The 16,844-nt window shown below is 72.2% G+C and carries 13 protein-coding genes; 6 read left to right on the top strand and 7 right to left on the bottom strand.

Features of this window, described 5'->3' with window-relative positions:
• Window positions 1-58: 58 nt before the first annotated feature.
• The 3 genes from ACOTKD_RS03435 to ACOTKD_RS03425 form a co-directional block, all read right to left on the bottom strand.
• A complete protein-coding gene (locus tag ACOTKD_RS03435) occupies window positions 59-520 on the bottom strand; it encodes a hypothetical protein (RefSeq protein ID WP_424887319.1) in 462 nt (153 codons plus the stop codon).
• Window positions 521-716: 196 nt separating this feature from the next.
• Window positions 717-1,340: an isochorismatase family protein gene (locus ACOTKD_RS03430; protein WP_424887318.1), complete on the bottom strand. Its 624-nt coding sequence runs from the start codon at window positions 1,338-1,340 to the stop codon at window positions 717-719.
• Between the two features lie 92 nt (window positions 1,341-1,432).
• Complete coding sequence (locus ACOTKD_RS03425; RefSeq protein WP_424887317.1) at window positions 1,433-2,425, bottom strand: GlxA family transcriptional regulator; 993 nt, start codon at window positions 2,423-2,425, stop codon at window positions 1,433-1,435.
• Window positions 2,426-2,664: 239 nt separating this feature from the next.
• Here ACOTKD_RS03425 and ACOTKD_RS03420 point away from each other — a divergent pair, with 239 nt between their 5' ends.
• Entirely contained in the window at window positions 2,665-4,350 is a 1,686-nt protein-coding gene (locus ACOTKD_RS03420; protein WP_424887316.1) for a purine-cytosine permease family protein, read from the top strand.
• 211 nt (window positions 4,351-4,561) lie between these two features.
• Here ACOTKD_RS03420 and ACOTKD_RS03415 read toward each other — a convergent pair whose 3' ends face one another.
• Window positions 4,562-5,002 carry a hypothetical protein gene (locus ACOTKD_RS03415; RefSeq protein WP_424887315.1) on the bottom strand — a complete coding sequence of 147 codons (441 nt, stop codon included), beginning with the start codon at window positions 5,000-5,002 and terminating at the stop codon, window positions 4,562-4,564.
• Window positions 5,003-5,570: 568 nt separating this feature from the next.
• Here ACOTKD_RS03415 and ACOTKD_RS03410 point away from each other — a divergent pair.
• The gene (locus ACOTKD_RS03410; RefSeq protein WP_424887314.1) at window positions 5,571-6,536 is read left to right on the top strand and encodes a carbohydrate kinase family protein; all 966 of its coding nucleotides are present in this window, start codon (window positions 5,571-5,573) and stop codon (window positions 6,534-6,536) included.
• Between the two features lie 133 nt (window positions 6,537-6,669).
• Here the strand turns inward: ACOTKD_RS03410 and ACOTKD_RS03405 are convergent, their stop codons facing one another.
• Together ACOTKD_RS03405 and ACOTKD_RS03400 are read right to left on the bottom strand one after the other, a co-directional pair.
• Window positions 6,670-7,155: a DUF5709 domain-containing protein gene (locus ACOTKD_RS03405; RefSeq protein WP_424887313.1), complete on the bottom strand. Its 486-nt coding sequence runs from the start codon at window positions 7,153-7,155 to the stop codon at window positions 6,670-6,672.
• A gap of 456 nt (window positions 7,156-7,611) precedes the next feature.
• Window positions 7,612-9,105, bottom strand: a complete 1,494-nt coding sequence (locus ACOTKD_RS03400; RefSeq protein ID WP_424887381.1) for a peptidoglycan DD-metalloendopeptidase family protein — start codon at window positions 9,103-9,105, stop codon at window positions 7,612-7,614.
• Window positions 9,106-9,417: 312 nt separating this feature from the next.
• Between ACOTKD_RS03400 and ACOTKD_RS03395 the strand changes: the two genes are divergently transcribed.
• The 4 genes from ACOTKD_RS03395 (at window position 9,418) to ACOTKD_RS03380 (ending at window position 14,144) form a co-directional block, all read left to right on the top strand.
• Window positions 9,418-10,224 carry a serine/threonine protein kinase gene (locus ACOTKD_RS03395; RefSeq protein WP_424887312.1) on the top strand — a complete coding sequence of 269 codons (807 nt, stop codon included), beginning with the start codon at window positions 9,418-9,420 and terminating at the stop codon, window positions 10,222-10,224.
• Window positions 10,225-10,275: 51 nt separating this feature from the next.
• Entirely contained in the window at window positions 10,276-11,862 is a 1,587-nt protein-coding gene (locus ACOTKD_RS03390) for a serine/threonine-protein kinase (RefSeq protein WP_424887311.1), read from the top strand.
• Between the two features lie 256 nt (window positions 11,863-12,118).
• A complete protein-coding gene (locus ACOTKD_RS03385) occupies window positions 12,119-13,090 on the top strand; it encodes an LGFP repeat-containing protein (protein ID WP_424887310.1) in 972 nt (323 codons plus the stop codon).
• 52 nt (window positions 13,091-13,142) lie between these two features.
• Window positions 13,143-14,144 carry an alpha/beta hydrolase gene (locus ACOTKD_RS03380; protein WP_424887309.1) on the top strand — a complete coding sequence of 334 codons (1,002 nt, stop codon included), beginning with the start codon at window positions 13,143-13,145 and terminating at the stop codon, window positions 14,142-14,144.
• Between the two features lie 89 nt (window positions 14,145-14,233).
• Here the strand turns inward: ACOTKD_RS03380 and ACOTKD_RS03375 are convergent, their stop codons facing one another.
• Window positions 14,234-16,801, bottom strand: a complete 2,568-nt coding sequence (locus tag ACOTKD_RS03375; RefSeq protein ID WP_424887308.1) for an ABC transporter permease — start codon at window positions 16,799-16,801, stop codon at window positions 14,234-14,236.
• Window positions 16,802-16,844: the final 43 nt, after the last annotated feature.

The following is a 16,844-nucleotide window of genomic DNA, read 5'->3' as shown; positions in this document are numbered from 1 at the left end:
ACCGACGCCGGATCAGGGCCCGGAACGGGGGCGGTCACTGCGTGGCCCTCGCGTGCGGCTACTTCTTCCTCCGCACGGTCATCATCTTCTTCTTGTCGCGACTCTGGAGCATGGCGTCCCGCGCCTTGCGCTGGACGAACGCCTTCTGCCCCTCCTTGAGGTACTTCTCCGCCAGGCTGTGATCCACCAGGATGCCGGCCATGGTCGACGGGGCCGGACGATTGTTGATCTGGATCTGGACGTTCTGGAAATCCGGTGGCGGGGTCTGCCGGTCGAGACGGACGGACTGGTAGGTCTTGACGTTGCTCTTCTGGGGTCCCCACAGATCGGCGTAGTCGATCTTGCTGACGAGGACCGTGCAGTCGTTCACGATGTCTTTGCTGACCTTGGGATAGGGAGAGATGTCCGCACCGGGGACGATCTCCACATCGAATGTCTCCCCCGCCAGGCCTTCGCCAGCGGCCTCGCTCCCGGTCGGCTCGACGGTCTCCGGATTCTCCGGCACGCCTTCCCGAGTCATCCTGCGTTCTCCCTCCGTAGACGGTCGCCGGCATCCGCGGGGGCTCCCTCCGGGGCCGCCCATGTGCCGGAGTACCGCTGGAGGCAGCCTGTCCTGCCGGCACCGCCGGCGACAGGGCGCCAACCGGCCATGTCCGTGACCGGCAATGCCGGCGCGGCGGGGTACGCACCCCCGCCGCGCACGGCCTGAGCCGGGGTCAGGCGGGGAGGGCGTCGACGGTGGGGACGACCGTGCCGAAGAGGTCGGTGATGGTGGTCAGGGCGGCGCTTTGGAGGGTGGTGGCGGGCAGGACCGTGCCGTCGGGGGCGGTGAGGGCGCGGGTGGCGGTGGTTTCGGCGATGACGGTGGGGCGGTAGCCGAGGTTGAAGGCGCCCTGGGCCGTGAAGCTGACGCACATGTGGGTCATGAAGCCGCCGATGACCAGGTCCTTCCCGCTGCCCGGGGCGGCGCCCAGGCCGGTGAGGGTCTGCTCCAGGCCGGTGAGGTGGAAGGCGTTGGGGAACTGCTTGACCACGACCGCCTCGCCGTCCGCCGGGGCGACTTCGTCACTGATGGCGCCGATGCGGGCGCGGATGTCGTAGGGGGTGTTCTCGCCGCCGTCGTTGATGACGTGGACGACCGGGACGCCCGCGGTACGGGCGCGCTCCAGGAGGCGGGCACCGGCCGCGAGGGCCTCCTCGGCGCCTTCCAGGGCCATGACGCCGGTGCGGTACGTGTTCTGGTAGTCGATCATGATCAGGACGGAGTCGCTCAGCTTGGGCGGCAGGCTGTCCAGGCCTATGACATCGCGCAGGGTGGTGGAGGGCAGGGGGCTGCTCATCGGGTGCCTTTCGTAGGTGATTTCACCGGGGTTCACAGGAGCACGCGGGCATGGCGGAGCCGTCCGTCCTGCCTGCGCGCGGGGGAGGTCCGTCAGGTGTCGCGGGTGCGGAAGCGGCGGCGGTAGGCGGCGGGGGTGGTGGCGAGCCGCCGTCTGAACGACCGGTGCAGGGTCTCCACCGAGCCGAGCCCGGCCGCGGCCGCGACGTGGCCGAGCGGGTCGTCGGTGGTCTCCAGCAGGCGCCGCGCCACCTCGATGCGGGCGGCCTCGACGTAGGCGGCGGGGCTGAGGCCGGTCTCCTGGGCGAAGACGCGGGCGAAGTGCCGCTCGCTCAGGCACATCCGGGCCGCCAGCACCTCCGCGGACAGGTCCTCGTCGAGGTGGTCGGCGATCCACAGCCGCAGCTCGTCGATGTCGCGGCGGGCGGAGGCGGGCCGGCTGAGCGGTACGGAGAACTGGCTCTGCCCGCCCTGCCGCTTGAGGTACATCACCAGTTGCCGGGCCACGGCCAGTGCGACGTCCTCGCCCAGGTCCTCGGCCACCAGGGCGAGCGCGAGGTCCAGGCAGGCGCTGATCCCGGCGCCCGTCCACAGCCGGCCGCGGTCGGTCCGCACGAAGATGGGATCCGGGTCGACGGTGACGGCCGGATGCTCGGCGGCGAGCCGGGCGGCGGTCGACCAGTGCGTGGTCGCCGTCTTCCCGTCCAGCAGCCCGGCCGCCGCCAGCACGTGCGCGCCCACGCAGACCGACGCCACCCGCCGCGCCTGCGCGGCGGTCCGCTTCACCCAGGCCACGACGCCGGCGTCGATCCGGGCGACGGGGCCGTCGTCGGTCATGTCGACCGCGCCGGGCACGAGCAGGGTGTCCACACGCCCGCCGACCTCGTCGAAGGCCAGATCGGCCAGCAGCCGCACACCTGCCGACGTCCGCACCTCGCCGGCGGCCGGCCCGGCGAGGCGGACCTGGTAGCCGGCGCGGCCCGCGGTCTCCCTGTTGGCCAGGGCGAAGACCTCGGCCGGGCCGGTGACGTCGAGGAGATCGACATCGGGGAAGACCGCGATGACGACACGGTGCGGAAGGGGCATGGACAACATCCTCACCGCCACCGGCCATGACGGCAATGACGGTGATCTGTCACATTCGGACATGCCGTCACGGGGCAGGGCGCCGGGAGCGGCGCCGGGCCGGTGACCGGGCGGAACACCCGGAGGACGCGCGAAACATCGCCTTCACGTTCGAGGCGGCGGCAGGAAATACGCGCTGCCTAGCGTTCCCGGTGCCCGGCTGCGAAGCCGTTGCAGCCACTGCACGACCAGGAGACAGCATGAGCAGCACCGAGCGACGACCGAGAGAACCCGCCGGCCGTGAAGAGTCTCCGCAGACCGGGGCCCGCGCCGCCGACCCCGGGGGAGCGGCGCGGGAGACCCTGGAGGACTACACCCTCCGGTTCGCCCCGCGCAGCTACCGCCGCTGGACGCCGATGGTCGTGGCCACCACGGCGCTGGGCGGGATCGCCTACCTGGCCGACTTCTCGATCGGCGCCGGCATCGGCCTCACCCACGGCACCGGGAACGCCCTGGCCGCGATCCTCGTCGCCGCCGTGGTCATCTTCGTCACCGGTTTCCCGCTCGCCTACTACGGGGCGCGGTACAACATCGACCTGGACCTGATCACCCGGGGCTCCGGGTTCGGCTACTACGGTTCGGTCCTGACCAGCGTCATCTTCGCCAGCTTCACGTTCATCTTCTTCGCCCTCGAAGGGTCGATCATGGCGCAGGGGCTGAAGCTGGGCCTGGGGCTGCCGCTGTGGCTGGGCTATCTGGTCTCGACCTTCATGGTGATCCCCCTGGTCGTGTACGGGATGAAGGCGCTCAGCAAGCTCCAGGTGTGGACGACGCCCGTCTGGCTGCTGCTGATGGTGGGGCCGCTGGTCTATCTGGTGGCCACCGACCCGGGCACGGTGGACCGCTGGCTGTCCTACGCCGGCACCGGCGGCCGGGGCGGGGTGAACACGGCCTCGGTGCTGCTGGGTTCCGGCGTCTGCCTGTCACTGATCGCCCAGATCGGCGAACAGATCGACTACTTGCGCTTCATGCCGCCCCGTACCGAAGGCAACCGGCGCGCCTGGTGGACGGCGGTCGTGGTGGCCGGCCCCGGCTGGGTCGTGCTCGGTGCGCTGAAGCAGGCGATCGGGGTGTTCCTCGCCGTGTACGTCATCGCTTCCGTGGGGCCGGCCGCCGCGGCGGAGCCCATTCAGCAGTTCAAGGCGGCCTTCGACGCGATGATGCCCTCCTGGCTGGTCGTCCCGCTGGCCGTGGTGCTGGTCGTGATCAGCCAGATCAAGATCAACGTGACGAACGCCTACTCCGGCTCGCTGGCGTGGACCAACTCCTTCACCCGGCTGACCGGGCGCTACCCGGGACGCATGGTGTTCGTGCTCCTCAACCTGGCCTTCGCACTGGCGCTGATGGAGGCCGACATGTTCAGCTTCCTCAACCGCGTCCTGAGCTTCTACTCCAACTGCGCCATCGCCTGGGTCGTCACCGTCGCCACCGACATCATGGTGAACAAGTACGTGCTGAAACTCTCCCCGCACGCACCGGAATTCCGGCGCGGCATGCTGTACGCGGTGAACCCCGTGGGCACGGTCGCCTTCGTCGCCGCCTCCGGCCTGTCGATCGCCATGTACTTCCACGCCCTGGGTGACACCCTCCAGCCGTACTCCCCGGTCGCGGCGGCACTGATCGCGTTCGTCCTCACGCCGCTGATGGCCGTCCTGACCAAGGGCCGCTACTACCTGCGCCGCACCACGGACGGGATCGACGAACCCCTGCTCGACGCGGACGGCAACCCGAGCGCCACGGTCTACCGGTGCCACGTGTGCCGGCAGGAGTTCGAGCGCCCGGACGTGGCCGCCTGCCGCACCCACGACGCGGTGGTCTGCTCCCTGTGCCTGAGCACCGACAGGATCGGCGACCACGTGTTGCCGGCGCCGGCAACGGCCGTCTGACCGGACCGGGGCCGGACAGGAGCAGGGGCAGGCCTGGCTGCGCCCGGATGTGTGACGCCGTCCGGGCGGAAGCCGTCGCATACCGCCGGCAGCTGCTGCGGGCCGCGGAGGACGGCCCCGCCGGCATGCCGGGTCGGCTTCCGTACGAAGCCTCAGCAAGCCCCTGCTCGCGCTGGTGGGGGTTTCGGGGACGGAACGGGATCGCGGCCGCCTACAGCTCGCAGTTCACTTTCGTGCCGCCGTTGACGGAGCACACGTCGAAGCCGGCGCCGCCGTCGACGACGCCTCCGTTGTTGTCCAGAACCGTGACGCGGTCGTTGTCGTTGCCGGCGTTCACGTGGCCGCGGTTGACGACCACGGTGATGGTGTCGTTGCCGCCGAGGCCGTTGACGGTGTCGGTGGCGCCGACGAAGGAACAGCTGATCGTGTCGGCCCCCGACGTGCCGTTGATGACCGTGCCGGCCGTGGACACGCCGTTGACCGTGCAGAGTGCCACCGCGGCGGAACTGCCGGAGCGGGGGGCGTCCGCGTGGACGGGGGCCGCCAGCAGCGCGGCGGGGAGTGCCGCGGTGGCGGCGGCCGTGGCAAGCCGGCCGGCCCAGCGGCGAGTTGTCGTACGCGCAGGGGCGGGGTTTCTCCTCATGCTGTCCATGACGAGCACGTTCCCTTCACGAGAAGGACCTTCCGGACTCAAGCGGAGCCGGACTCTCCTCGTAAACTTCCGCAAGCGCGACACGCCAAAACGGTGCGAATGTGACACGAAAGAGTGAATTTGCCCTTCCGGATTTCGGTGTAGGTCGACGTCAGGGCTGGGATCCGTCAACGCGGCGATGTGGCGCACTTGCGGGGAAGGTTTTTGTGTCGGCTGGCTGATGTTTCTGTGGGACGGGCACCTGCTGGCCGTGGTACGTCCGGTGCTGGCTTGACCAGTTCTCGAGTCCCCGGCGTAGGCTGCGGGCGCAGACGCTGCGGGCGACGCGCTCTTCCCGGAGAGCCCATGGCTGGACGGTGCCGTCGCTGGTGGCGACCGGTCAGGACGGCGTACGGGGGGGAGCCGGGCGTGCCCCCGCACTGTCCACCTGCCCTGCACCTTCGTGCACCGCAGCTCCTGCGGCCGCACGGCCTGACCACCCCGTGGCCCTCCCGCCACTGACCGCCCCGTGGCTTCCCGCCGCCCCGCCGCCCGAACGCCCGCGCACCCTCCCGAAAGGCATCACTTCATGATCATCGTTGCTGGTGAGGCCCTCATCGACCTCGTTCCCGCGGGGCCCCGGGAAGAGGACGGGCCCACCGGCGACGAACTCCCCGCCCTGCTGCCCAAGCGCGGCGGCGGCCCCTACAACACCGCCGTCGCCCTGGCCCGCCTCGGCTCCCGCACCGCGTTCTGCTCGCGGCTCTCCACCGACCACTTCGGCCGGGCCCTGCTGAGCGGCCTGACGGCGGACGGCGTGGACACCTCCCTCGTCCAGCGCGGCCCCGAACCCACCACCCTCGCCGTGGCACACGTCGGCGACGGCGGCTCGGCCGAGTACTCCTTCCACGTCGGCGGCACCGCGGACCGCCTGTTCACCACCCCGGACAGCCTGCCCGACGCGGCGCGCGCCGTCTCCTTCGGCACCTGCTCCCTGGTCCTCGAACCCGGGGCGAGCGCCTACGAGGACCTGATGCGCCGCGCGTCCGGCCGCGGCCTGTTCACCGCCCTGGACCCGAACGTCCGCCCCGGTCTCATCCCCGACGCGGACACCTACCGGGCCCGCTTCCGCTCGTGGCTCCCGCACGTCACCCTCCTCAAGCTCTCGGAGGAGGACGCGGCCTGGCTCGCGGGCCCGGAGGGCGAGGGCGATCCGGTGTCCGCCGCCGCGGAGTGGCTGGCAGCAGGCCCGTACGCCGTCGTGCTCACCCGCGGTGGCGCGGGGCTGACCGTGCTCACCCGCGACGGCCTCGAACTGTCCGTCCCCGGTGAGCGGGTGAGGGTCGTGGACACCATCGGCGCGGGCGACACCGTCAACGCCGCGCTGATGCACCGGCTCGACAGCCACGGCGCCCTCACCGCGGCCCCCGCCCTCGGCGCGGAGGAGTGGCGCGACATCCTGGCCTTCGCGGCCCGCGCGGCCGCGGTCACCTGCTCCCGCGCCGGTGCGCAGCCTCCGTACGCCACGGAGCTTGCTTCGTCACCTGTTGTCTGAGGTGGGCGGGGCCCTGCCCTCTCGGGACCGAGCCCGCTTTGATCACACCGGGTGACGGCGCGGGCGCGGAAATCGTCCCCGGCGTGCCGTTGGGCCGACCGGGTGACGGCGGGGCCGCAGCGTGCCGTCGCCGTCACACGCCGAGGTCGTCACCGGCCTCGGCCACGGGCTCATCGGGCACGATGTGCATCGCGGCCTCTTCCGCGGAAGCCGCCCCGCCGTCGATTCCCACGTCCCGGGCGTAGACGTCGTTGCGCCGAGGGGGCATGGCGTCGATGGTGGCGGCGAGGCGCCCGGCGCGTTCGCCGCCGACCTCCTCGTCGAGGGGCTCGCCCTCCCCGCCGGGCAGGTCGCCGATGCCGTCCCCGTCCGGCACCTCGATGTCGGGGACCTCCTCGGCGAGCCGCTGGTCGAGGCTCTCGCGCTCGTTCTGCTCGCGGGCCGTCGTTCCGTGGTGCCCCACGCCGAGGGGCCTCTCCGGGGGCGAATAGCCCGCGTCGAGCACCGTGTCGTAGAGATCGCCGTCGAGGGCGTTCTCCAGGTCCAGGTCACCTGGGTTGTCCCGGCGGTCGGACCGGGCAGGCTGGTAGACCTCGTCACCCATCACGTCATCGGACATCGTGATCCAGCCTCCTCCCGCACGGTTCCGCGGCGACGGCCTACTTCCACTCTCCCCTGTACGGCGGTCTCGCGCTCTCCGGACGGCGCGAAAGCCGGATGCCGCTGCCGGTATCCGGGGGCCGAATGCCGCCTCTCCGGGCCCGGCGCGCCGGTTTTCAGGGGCAGGACCGGCTGGTCGTTGACGGCTGTACGAAAGCGGAGACGGCCGCGGATACGGCTGTACGAGAGCGGGTGCCGGTGCGGGCGGGTCCCGGTGAGGAGGCAGGGGGCAGGAGGCCGCTACGGGCCGGAGCGAGCCGGGACCACGGCGCGGGTGCTGACCGCGGCCGTGGTTCCGGCGGGCCTCCGGCGGGCCGACCGTGGTGCCAGCCAGCCAGCCAGCCAGCCAGCCAGCCAGCCAGCCGAGGCCGGCCGTCCCGGCGGGGGCGCGTTCGGGCGGCGGGTACCGGGTCGGTCAGGTGATGGCGGGGCCGGAGCTGCTGTTGACCCAGGACCATTCGGACCAGGTGCTGAAACCGGTCTGCCATTTGTGGTGGACTCCGGTGCGGCTGGTGCCGAACACTTCGATGCGGCCGTCGGCGTTGGTGGTGGCGGCGACTCCGGTCCCGCCGCCGCCGAAAGCGGCCCAGTCGCCGTACGGCGCGTTGACCCCGGTCTGCCACATGTGCATGGCGACGTCATTGTTGATGGCGAACACCTCGACCCGCCCGTCGGGGGTCCGGTCGCTGGTCAGCCGGGAGTCGGCGGGGCCGCGCACGGGCTCCCACTCCGACCAGCTGGTGGGGTTCGTCTGGTACTTGTGGAAGACGCCGGCCGGACCGGAAGCGAACACCTCCAGGCGGCCGTCGGCGTTGTGGTCGACCGTCAGGTCGTGCCCGCCGCCGCCGAAGTCCTCCCACGACGACCAGGTGCCGTTGACGCCGGTCTGGTACTGGTGCTGGAAGACGTTGTCGTTGAGGGCGAAGACCTCGAGCCGGCCGTCGGGCGACTTCTCCATCTTGAGCCGGCCCGCGGCGGGGCCGCCGCCGGTGGGTTCCCAGTTCGACCAGCCGCTGTTGGGGGCCGTCTGGTACTTGTGGAACACGCCGGCCGGCCCGGAGGCGAACACTTCCAGGCGCCCGTCGCCGTTGGCCCCGGCGGCGACGTGGCGCCCGCCGGTGCCGAAGTCCTCCCAGCCCGACCAGCCGCCGGAGGGGGAGGTCTGGTAGCGGTGCCGGAAGGTGTCGCCGCTGAGCGCGAGCAGTTCCAGGCGGCCGTCGGCGTTGGGTGCCAGCGCGAGTTCCGCGGTGGCGGGCCCGCCCAGCGGCTCCCACTCCGACCAGGCGCCGTTCACCTGCGACTGCCACGCGTGGTGCACCCCGTCGGCCCCGGCCGCGAACACCTCCAGCCGTCCGTCGGCCGACCGCGCCGACACCACCCGGCCCGACTCCACCGGGTACACCAGCGGCCTGGGCCCGGGCCCGGGGCCGCCGCCCGGAGTGCACGGCAGCCCTATGCCGCGTTCTCCGAGGTAGGGCACGGGGTCGATGCCGCGGATGTCGGTGGACGTGCCCACCCGTACGCGCAGGTGGAGGTGGGGGCCGCTGGACTGGCCTTCGCTGCCCATGAGCGCGATGCGCTGGCCCGCCGCCACTTGCTGGCCGACGACGACGTCCCGCTGGTACATGTGCCCGTACTCGGTCACCGTTCCGTCGGGGTGCAGGATGCGGATCCACTGGCCGTAGCCCTGGGCGGGGCCGGAGTTGATGACCTCGCCGTCGCCGACGGCGTAGATCGGGGTGCCGTAGTCGTTGGCGATGTCGATGCCGTCGTGGTCGGCGCTGTAGTGCTGGGACACGAAGCCGGTGGTGGGGCACGAGGCCGTGAAGCCGGAGGCTCGGGCAGCGGCCGGGGACGCCGTCAGCAGCGACGGCAGGACGGTGGCTGCCGCCGCGAGAACGAAGCGCAGCGTACGCCGGCTTCGGCTTCGGCTTAGGTGTCGGTTTCGGTTTCGGGAAAGACCGTGAAGCACGTGGCGTTCCTCCCTCCTCGGGGGTCATGTGGAACCGGAGGTTGGACGGTAGCCACGGCTGCCCCGCGAGGGCATCCGGAACGCTACGGGCTGACAAGACGGACCGGACTCCGGTCAGGACGCGGGACCGCGCCCGCAGCCGTCCCGAGGCGTACGGAACCGGCCGAAGCCGAGGAGTGGGAGCGCCCGGCCGGGATGTGTAACGTTCGGCGTGCGTGAGGCCGGTGACCGGGGGACGAGGAGGGGGCAGTGAGCGGGGTAGTGATCTATCTGCCGCAGGGGACGGCGGGGGCCGGAGGGGAGCCGCACGGCGATGCGGTGACGTTACGGCTCGGCCCGGGGGAGGTGGCGCGTTTCGGGCGCGGGTCCGCGACGTGCCCGGTCGAGCTCCGTCTCGAGGACGAGGCGATATCCCGGCTGGCGGGCGAGATCCGGGTGACGGACGACCACTGGCAGCTGAGCAACCTCAGTACGACCCAGAGCTATCTGGTGGAGAACCCGGAGGGAGCGGGGGAGTACCTGAGGGTGCCGCCGCGGCGGGCGGGAGCCCCCATCCCCTTCGAGTTCTCGCGGGTCGTGCTGCCCACCCGCCGCAACACCACGGTCGCCTTCCAGGTGTTCGCGCCCGACCACGTCTACCTGGACCCCGACGGCACGGGCGACCCGTGGGGGAGCCGCACCGTCACGGCGTACTCCCTGGACGAGACGGCCCTCTACTTCCTGGTCCTGGTCGCGCTCTGCGAACCGCGGCTGCGCGACGAGTCCCCGGTCGCGGTGCCCACCACCCCGGAGATCGTCGAGAGGCTCAAGGGCCACCCCGCGTGCGGTCAGCTGACGGCCCGTGCGGTCAGCTCGCACATCGACTACCTGGCCGACGAGAAGATGCGGATCAGTGCTCCCGCCGAGCACGGACCCCGCAGGGAAGCCCGCCGCAACGGCAAGCGGGAGACGATCGTCGGACTCGTGCTGCGGTTCGGGCTCGTACGGGAGGAGCACCTCGCGCTGCTGCCGCCCCGGCCCGGAACGGGCGCACAGGAGCGGGGGCCGGCGAGATGAGACGTGGCGGACCCGTACGGCGACGCGGCCCGCGGACCGAAGGGGGACGCGGTGCGTGGCACGGCCGGCACATCGGGAGATGACCGTACGGAACTGCTCCCGCGCGGCTACCGCATCGGGGACTGGGAGGTCACCGAGCCGATCGGAGCCGGTGGCTGGGCCACCGTCTATGCGGGGCGAGCCGCCGGTGACGGGGCGGGCCGGGAGACGGAGCCGGGTGGCCACGGCCACGTCGCGCTCAAGGTGCTGCCGACCGCCGGGCTGGCACCGCGGCAGGCCCGCAAGGCCGCGGAAACCGCCCGGCGCGAGGTCGAGTTCGGCCGCCGGTCCTCCCACCCGAGACTGATCCGCCTGCTGGACTCCGTCGTCCTCGGCGAACCGGACCTTCCGCTTCTGGACGGCGCCGTCGTGCTGGTCATGGAGCGCGCCGAGCGCAGCCTGCGCGACCTGCTCGGCGCCGGAGTGACCGCGGCCGAGGGCGCCCGGCTGCTCGCCGGGATCTGTGAGGGCCTGGCCCACCTGCACCGCAGCGGCTGGGTGCACGGTGACCTCAAACCGGACAACATCCTGCTGATGGCCGACGGTTCGGTGAAGCTGTCGGACTTCGGCCTCGCCACCGAGCTGACCGGCACCCGCGGCACCCATGGGTACGCGCCCCCGATGGGCACCTTCGACTACCTCCCGCCCGAGCGCTGGAAGGCACCGCTCGGCGAGCAGGGGGTGGAGGTGCGCCCGAGCGCCGACATCTGGGCCCTGGGCATCGTGATCCACGAGGTGTTCGCCTCCGGTGCCCCGCCGTTCCACGGCGCCACGCCCATGGCCCGCGCCGCCGCGACCCAGGAGTACGCCGAGGGGCGTGCACCGCTCCGCCTGGACAGCGCGGTCCCTCCGTTCTGGCGTGCGCTGGCCGCCGACTGCCTGGCCCCGACCCACGCCGCACGCGCCGCGCACACGGCCGGGAGCCTGCTGGCCCGCATCGTCGACCGGCAGGCAAGGGAAGTGGAGCCCGCGGGAACGGAGTTCACGGAAGCGGAGCCCGCGGGAATGGAGCCCGCAGGAACGGAGCTCGCGGAAGCGGAGCCTGAGACGGAGGCCGGGCATCGGCATCCGGCGACGGGCCTGGGAACGCGTTGGCGCGTGGGCCTGCTCAGCCGGCGAAGAAGGACCCGCGTTGCCCTCGCGGCCGTGGCGCTGTGCATGGTGAGTGCGGCGCTCTGGCCGTACGCGGTGCGCGGCGGCGCATCCGGCACGAACGACGCGTCCCGTACGACCAGTGCGTCCGGTGCTTCGGCCGTCGAAGCCGTCGCCCGCATCCGGGTGTTCAACGCGGAGCGGAGCTGCCGGGCTCGTACGGACCGGGACCCGGAGTGCAGCCTCGGCCTGGCGATCGACCCCGGCCGGCCCTACACGATCGACAACGTCGTCACGACGCGGGTGTGGCACGGCGACGAGCTCGCCGCCGACTGCGTCCTCCCTCAAGGGATCCCCATCATCGACGAGGCGGACACACTGTCCGCCGCCTGGTACCGCGTGCGTCTGCCGCGGGGCTCCGCACGGCCCACTGCCTGGCTGCCCGCCGTGCGCACGAAGGACCGCCCACGGGTCCCCGAGTGCCCGCGCCCGGCACCCGTCCGGTGAGGGGCCGCAATCCGTAGCTCATAGCTCCGGCGCTCACGGCTCCGGCCCGTGGCTCGTGGCCGTAGTCCATCGGACACCGTCTCGCCTGTCACTCCGGATCGTTCCGGATGCCCGGCCCGGTGCTCCCGTGACTACCTTGCGGACCCGCGGTCCCCCGACCGCGCTCATCCCTCGTACGACACCGGGCTACCCGCGAAGGAGTAGGCACGTGCATGGCTCAGCCGCACGGCGCGCGAGATTCGGAACACTGCTTCTGGTGGTCACCACGGTCGTGTCCGCCCTGGCCGGCCCGGCGTGGGCGCGGAGCGCGAAGGACGTGCCCGGCCCCCTCGGGCACACCGCGACGGCCGAGTTCTTCTGCGACATCCCCGCGGAGCGGGACATCGCGGTGACCCGCAAGGTCTACGAGGTCGGCCAGCGCCGCGGCGTGTCCGACAAGGTCATGCTCGCCGGCTTCGAGACGGGCTGGGTCGAGTCCCGCATGAACAACCTGAACTGCGGGGACCGGGACTCGCTCGGCGTCTTCCAGCAGCGGCCCTCGCAGGGGTGGTGCAACCCCGACCAGTGCCTCGACGTCGACTACGCGGCGAACAAGTTCTTCGAGGTGGCCCAGCAGATGGAGCCGAACTGGGACACCGCGGGCGAGCTCGCGCAGGCCGTGCAGCGCTCCGCCTATCCGGAGCGGTACCCCCGGGCGGAGGGCGTCGCACGCGACCTGATGGCCGAGGCGTTCCAGCCCTACGGCTCGATCGGGGCGAAGTACGCCGCACTGGGCGGCCCCGGCGGCCCCCTGGGCCGGCCGGTCCGCGCCGAGGAGAACGCCGCGCTCGGCGGACGTTTCCAGCTCTTCCAGAACGGCATCGTCCTCTGGCACCCGGACGCGGCCTACGCGATCTACGGGGACATCCTGAAGAAGTTCTGGGACACCGACTCGGAGCAGCGCTGGGGCTTCCCGACGATGGACGAGGCGGATGCGGCGCAGGCGCCGGACGGGACCCGCGGGCGCTACCAGTTCTTCGAGCGGGGCCTGTTCCTGTGGTCGCCGCCGACCGGGGCGCACCCCGTGCACGGTGCGATCTACGACGCCTTCCACGCCGCCGGTCACGAGCGTGCGCTCGGCTATCCCGTGACCGACGAGACGGACGAGGCGGGCGGCAAGGCCCAGAAGTTCCAGAAGGCCACGATCCACTGGAACGCGTCCAGGGGCACCTGGATCACCGACAACTGACCAGACATTGCCTTCTTTCACGTACCGATCAGCCACTGACCAGGAGGTCCTGTTGAGCGAGCACCGCCCCACCCGCAGAAATGTCCTGAAGGCCGTCGGCGGTGCCTCCGCGGCACTGGCGCTCGGCGGCGGGGGCGTCCTCGCCTCGGCGGCGACCGCCAGCGCCGCGGGCGACGGCCGCGGACTGCGCATTACGGAACGGGGCGAATCGGATCCCCGCATGTGGTACTACCGCTTCCAGACCGGGGCGATCGGCGGCTGGAACCCCGCCGTCAACGTCCTGCTCCCCGACGACTACCACACCAGCGGACGCCGGTATCCCGTCCTGTACCTGCTCCACGGGGGCAAGGGCGACTTCATCGAGTTCGACCGCCTGCCCGAAGGCGGCATCCGGGCGTGGACCGCCGGCAAGCCCCTCATCGTCGTGATGCCCGACGGTGGTCAGGCCGGCTGGTACTCCAACCCGGTCAGCTCCAACGTCGGCGCCCGGAACTGGGAGTTCTTCCACATCGAGCAGCTGATCCCGTGGATCGACGACAACTTCCGGACGTACGCCGAGTACGACGGCCGCGCCGTCTCCGGGTTCTCCATGGGAGGCTTCGGCGCGCTGAAGTACACCGCCAAGTACTGGGGCCACTTCGCCTCGGTGAGCTCCCACTCCGGCCCGGCCAGCCTGCGCGGTGTCGCCGGCGGGCTGGCCGGCGCGGTCGTCCACTGGGCCAACCTGTCCTCCGCGGCCGTCGAACTGGGCGGCGGCACGGTCTACGGCGTGCCGTGGGACCAGAACAGGGTCAGCATGGACAACCCGTGCGAGCGCGTCGAGAGCTACCGGAACAAGCGGATCTTCATGGTTGCCGGGACGAGCCCCCTGCCCACCTTCTGGGACCGGTTCAACGAGACCGCCGTACTCGACACCCAGCGGGAGTTCCGCGGCTTCCTCGGCAGGGCCGGCATCCCGCACGAGTGGCACGAGGTGCCCGGCGGCCACTGGGTCCGCCCGGACCTGTTCCGCCAGGACCTCGACGGCATCGTCGACCGGCTCCGCAAGGCGTAGAGCGGAGGCGGCCGAGGCAGACGGGCCGAGGCAAACGGAAGGCGCCTGGCGGGCGGCAGCCCGGCCAGGCGCCTTTTCGCACGCGCGTGTCAGGCGTCGGCGACGGCCCGCAGAGGGCTCAGCGCGGCGGCCCGGCGGGCGGGGAGCGCGGCTGCGGCGGCGCCGACCGCGAGGGAGAGGGCGACGACGAGGGCGAGGGTGCCCCAGGGGAGGGCGAACGCGTACTGGGGAACGGCCCCGTTGGCGAGTCCGCTGATCTTCCAGGCCCCGAACAGGCCGCAGACGAGGCCCAGCAGGGTGCCGTAGGCGGCGACGATGAGGGACTCGAGGCGGATCATGCGGCGGATGCCGGTGCGGTCCATGCCGACGGCGCGCAGGACCCCGATCTCCCGGGTTCGCTCGGAGACCGACATGGCGAGCGTGTTGATCAGGCCGAGCACGGAGATGATCACGCCGATGGCGAGCAGTCCGAAGACCATGGTGATCAGGTCACCGGCGACGCCGGCCTGCTCCTGGACGAGCTGGGCACGGGTCTGCACCTTCAGCAGGGGGCTGCCGTCGACGGCGTCGCGCAGCCGCTTCTCCAGGGCCGGGGAGGAGGCGCCGCGGTCGGCGGCCACGAGGATGCGCTGGAGCGAGTCGCGCAGGAAGCCGTGCTGCTGGACGTCGCCGCGGTAGGCGAGGACGTCCCGGGCGGTGGGGTTGTCCTGGTAGATCCCGACGACGGTGTAGGGGCGGTTGCGGTCGCCCTGGCCGGGGCCGATGCTCGCCTTGACCTGTCCGCCGGTCCTGATCCGGTTCTCGCGGGCGAAGCTGCTGGAGACGGCGATCCGGCCCGGTCCGATGTCCTCGGCGGAGCCGCTGGTGAAGCGGAGCTTCATGACGGCCCCCACGGTCTTCGGGTCGACGCCCGAGACCTCCCGGGCGAAGGCGCCGGTCGAGATGGTGGAGTCCGCGACGGCGGAGGCGGTCGCGACGCCGGGAACGGCGGCGACCCGCTGGACGGCGGCCGCGTCGACGGCGGTGGTGGTGTTGCGGGTGCTGATGACGTAGTCGGCGCTCAGACCGGCCGCGGCCTGGGCGTCCAGGGCCCGGCCGGAGGAGTGGTCGATGACGGCGAGGCCGGAGACGAGGGCGGTGCTGATCATCAGGGCGACCGCGGTGGCGGCCGTGCGGCGGGGATCCCGCAGGGCGTTGTCCTTCGCGAGGTCGCCCGCGACACCGAAGCGCGCGGTGAGCCGGCCCAGGAGGCGGATCACCGGTCCGGCCAGCAGCGGGGCCAGCAGGATCAGACCGGTCACGAGAATGCCGCAGCCGGACATCGCGGTCTGCAGGTTCTCGTCCGAGGCGTCCTTCGCGTCGCTCAGGGAGAACAACAGGCCGGCGCCGAGGACGAGCACGGCCGCCCCGACCGCGCCCCGGATCCGGGAAAGCGTCGCGGAAGGGGGCTGCCCGGCGGTGCGCATCGCCTCGACCGGCGCGATCCCGGCCGCGCGGCGGGAGGGCAGCCACGCGGCGAGGACCGTGACGCCGACGCCGACGGCGAGGGAAGCGAGGACCGGGGCGGGGCCGACCACCAGCGGGCCTCGGGGCAGCAGGTCGTCGGCGGTGCCGAGCACCCCGGGCAGGACGGTGGCGACGCCGAGCCCGAGGGCGAAGCCGAGCACGGAGGCCACGAGGCCGACCAGGGCCGCCTCGGCGAGCACGGAGGCGACCACCTGGCGCCGGGTGGCACCGATCGCGCGGAGCAACGCGATCTCCCGGGAGCGCCGGGTGACGAGCATGGTGAAGGTGTTGATGATGAGGAACGAGCCGATGAACAGCGACACCACGGCGAAGACCATGGGCAGCCGGGAGTAGCTGCTGGTCTTCGTGTCGATGAAGACCGACTGCCGGCCGGCCTTCGCGGTCGCGGTGGTCGCTTCGGCCCGGTCGGCCGGCAGCAGCGCGCCGACGCGGCGGGCGAGTTCGAACTGGTCGGTCCCGGGCTCGGCGGACAGGTCGATCCCGGTGTAGTGGCCCGGGGTGGCGAACAGCTTCTGCGCGGTGGCCTTGTCGAACACGGTGAGAGTGCCACCGGAGGTGACCCGGGTGTCGTCGGTCCTGACGATGCCGACCAGCCGCATCCGCAGGACGGGGCCGTCGGTGGCCAGGGTGACGGTGTCGCCGAGCGCGTACTTGCCGGCGGCGGCGGTGCCGCGGTCCAGGGCCAGCTCGCCGTCCGTGCGCGGCGCGCGGCCGGCTGTCAGCGGAAAGCGGCTGTCCTTGCCGTCGGCGCCGGGGACGTACGCGGCGGCCGGCTTGCCCATCGTGTTGTCGGCACGCATGGGGGAGCCGTCCTTGGCGGCCAGGGTGGCCGAGCCGTCGACCGTCGGACGGGCCGCGGACACTCCGGGCACGGCGGCCAGCTTGGACACGAGCGCGTCGTCGAGGACGTCGGTGCGCCCGTCCGCAGGGGCGCCGGGTGGGGACTTCGGGTCGACGGTGACCGCGATGCCGGCGTAGTTCCGTGCCATGGAGGCGCGGTAGGCGGCGGTGGTGGAGTCGGCGAAGACGAGCGAGCCGGAGATGAACGCGACCCCGAGACCGACCGCCAGGACGGTCATGATCAGGCGGGCCTTGTGCGCGAGGACGTTGCGCAGGGCTGTTCGCAGCATGGTGAGCCTTCGAAGGGTGTGATGCGAGGGGTGTGATGCGAAG

The organism is Streptomyces sp. XH2 (assembly GCF_049725035.1).
Lineage (GTDB): Bacteria > Actinomycetota > Actinomycetes > Streptomycetales > Streptomycetaceae > Streptomyces > Streptomyces roseoverticillatus.
Note: the sequence above shows the minus strand (reverse complement) of the source record. Positions and strands in the feature narration are given on the sequence as shown.

Coding starts and splice junctions, on each gene's coding strand:
- ACOTKD_RS03435 (WP_424887319.1), bottom strand. CDS start 520: ATGACTCGGGAAGGCGTGCCGGAGAATCCGGAGACCGTCGAGCCGACC.
- ACOTKD_RS03430 (WP_424887318.1), bottom strand. CDS start 1,340: ATGAGCAGCCCCCTGCCCTCCACCACCCTGCGCGATGTCATAGGCCTG.
- ACOTKD_RS03425 (WP_424887317.1), bottom strand. CDS start 2,425: ATGCCCCTTCCGCACCGTGTCGTCATCGCGGTCTTCCCCGATGTCGAT.
- ACOTKD_RS03420 (WP_424887316.1), top strand. CDS start 2,665: ATGAGCAGCACCGAGCGACGACCGAGAGAACCCGCCGGCCGTGAAGAG.
- ACOTKD_RS03415 (WP_424887315.1), bottom strand. CDS start 5,002: ATGGACAGCATGAGGAGAAACCCCGCCCCTGCGCGTACGACAACTCGC.
- ACOTKD_RS03410 (WP_424887314.1), top strand. CDS start 5,571: ATGATCATCGTTGCTGGTGAGGCCCTCATCGACCTCGTTCCCGCGGGG.
- ACOTKD_RS03405 (WP_424887313.1), bottom strand. CDS start 7,155: ATGTCCGATGACGTGATGGGTGACGAGGTCTACCAGCCTGCCCGGTCC.
- ACOTKD_RS03375 (WP_424887308.1), bottom strand. CDS start 16,801: ATGCTGCGAACAGCCCTGCGCAACGTCCTCGCGCACAAGGCCCGCCTG.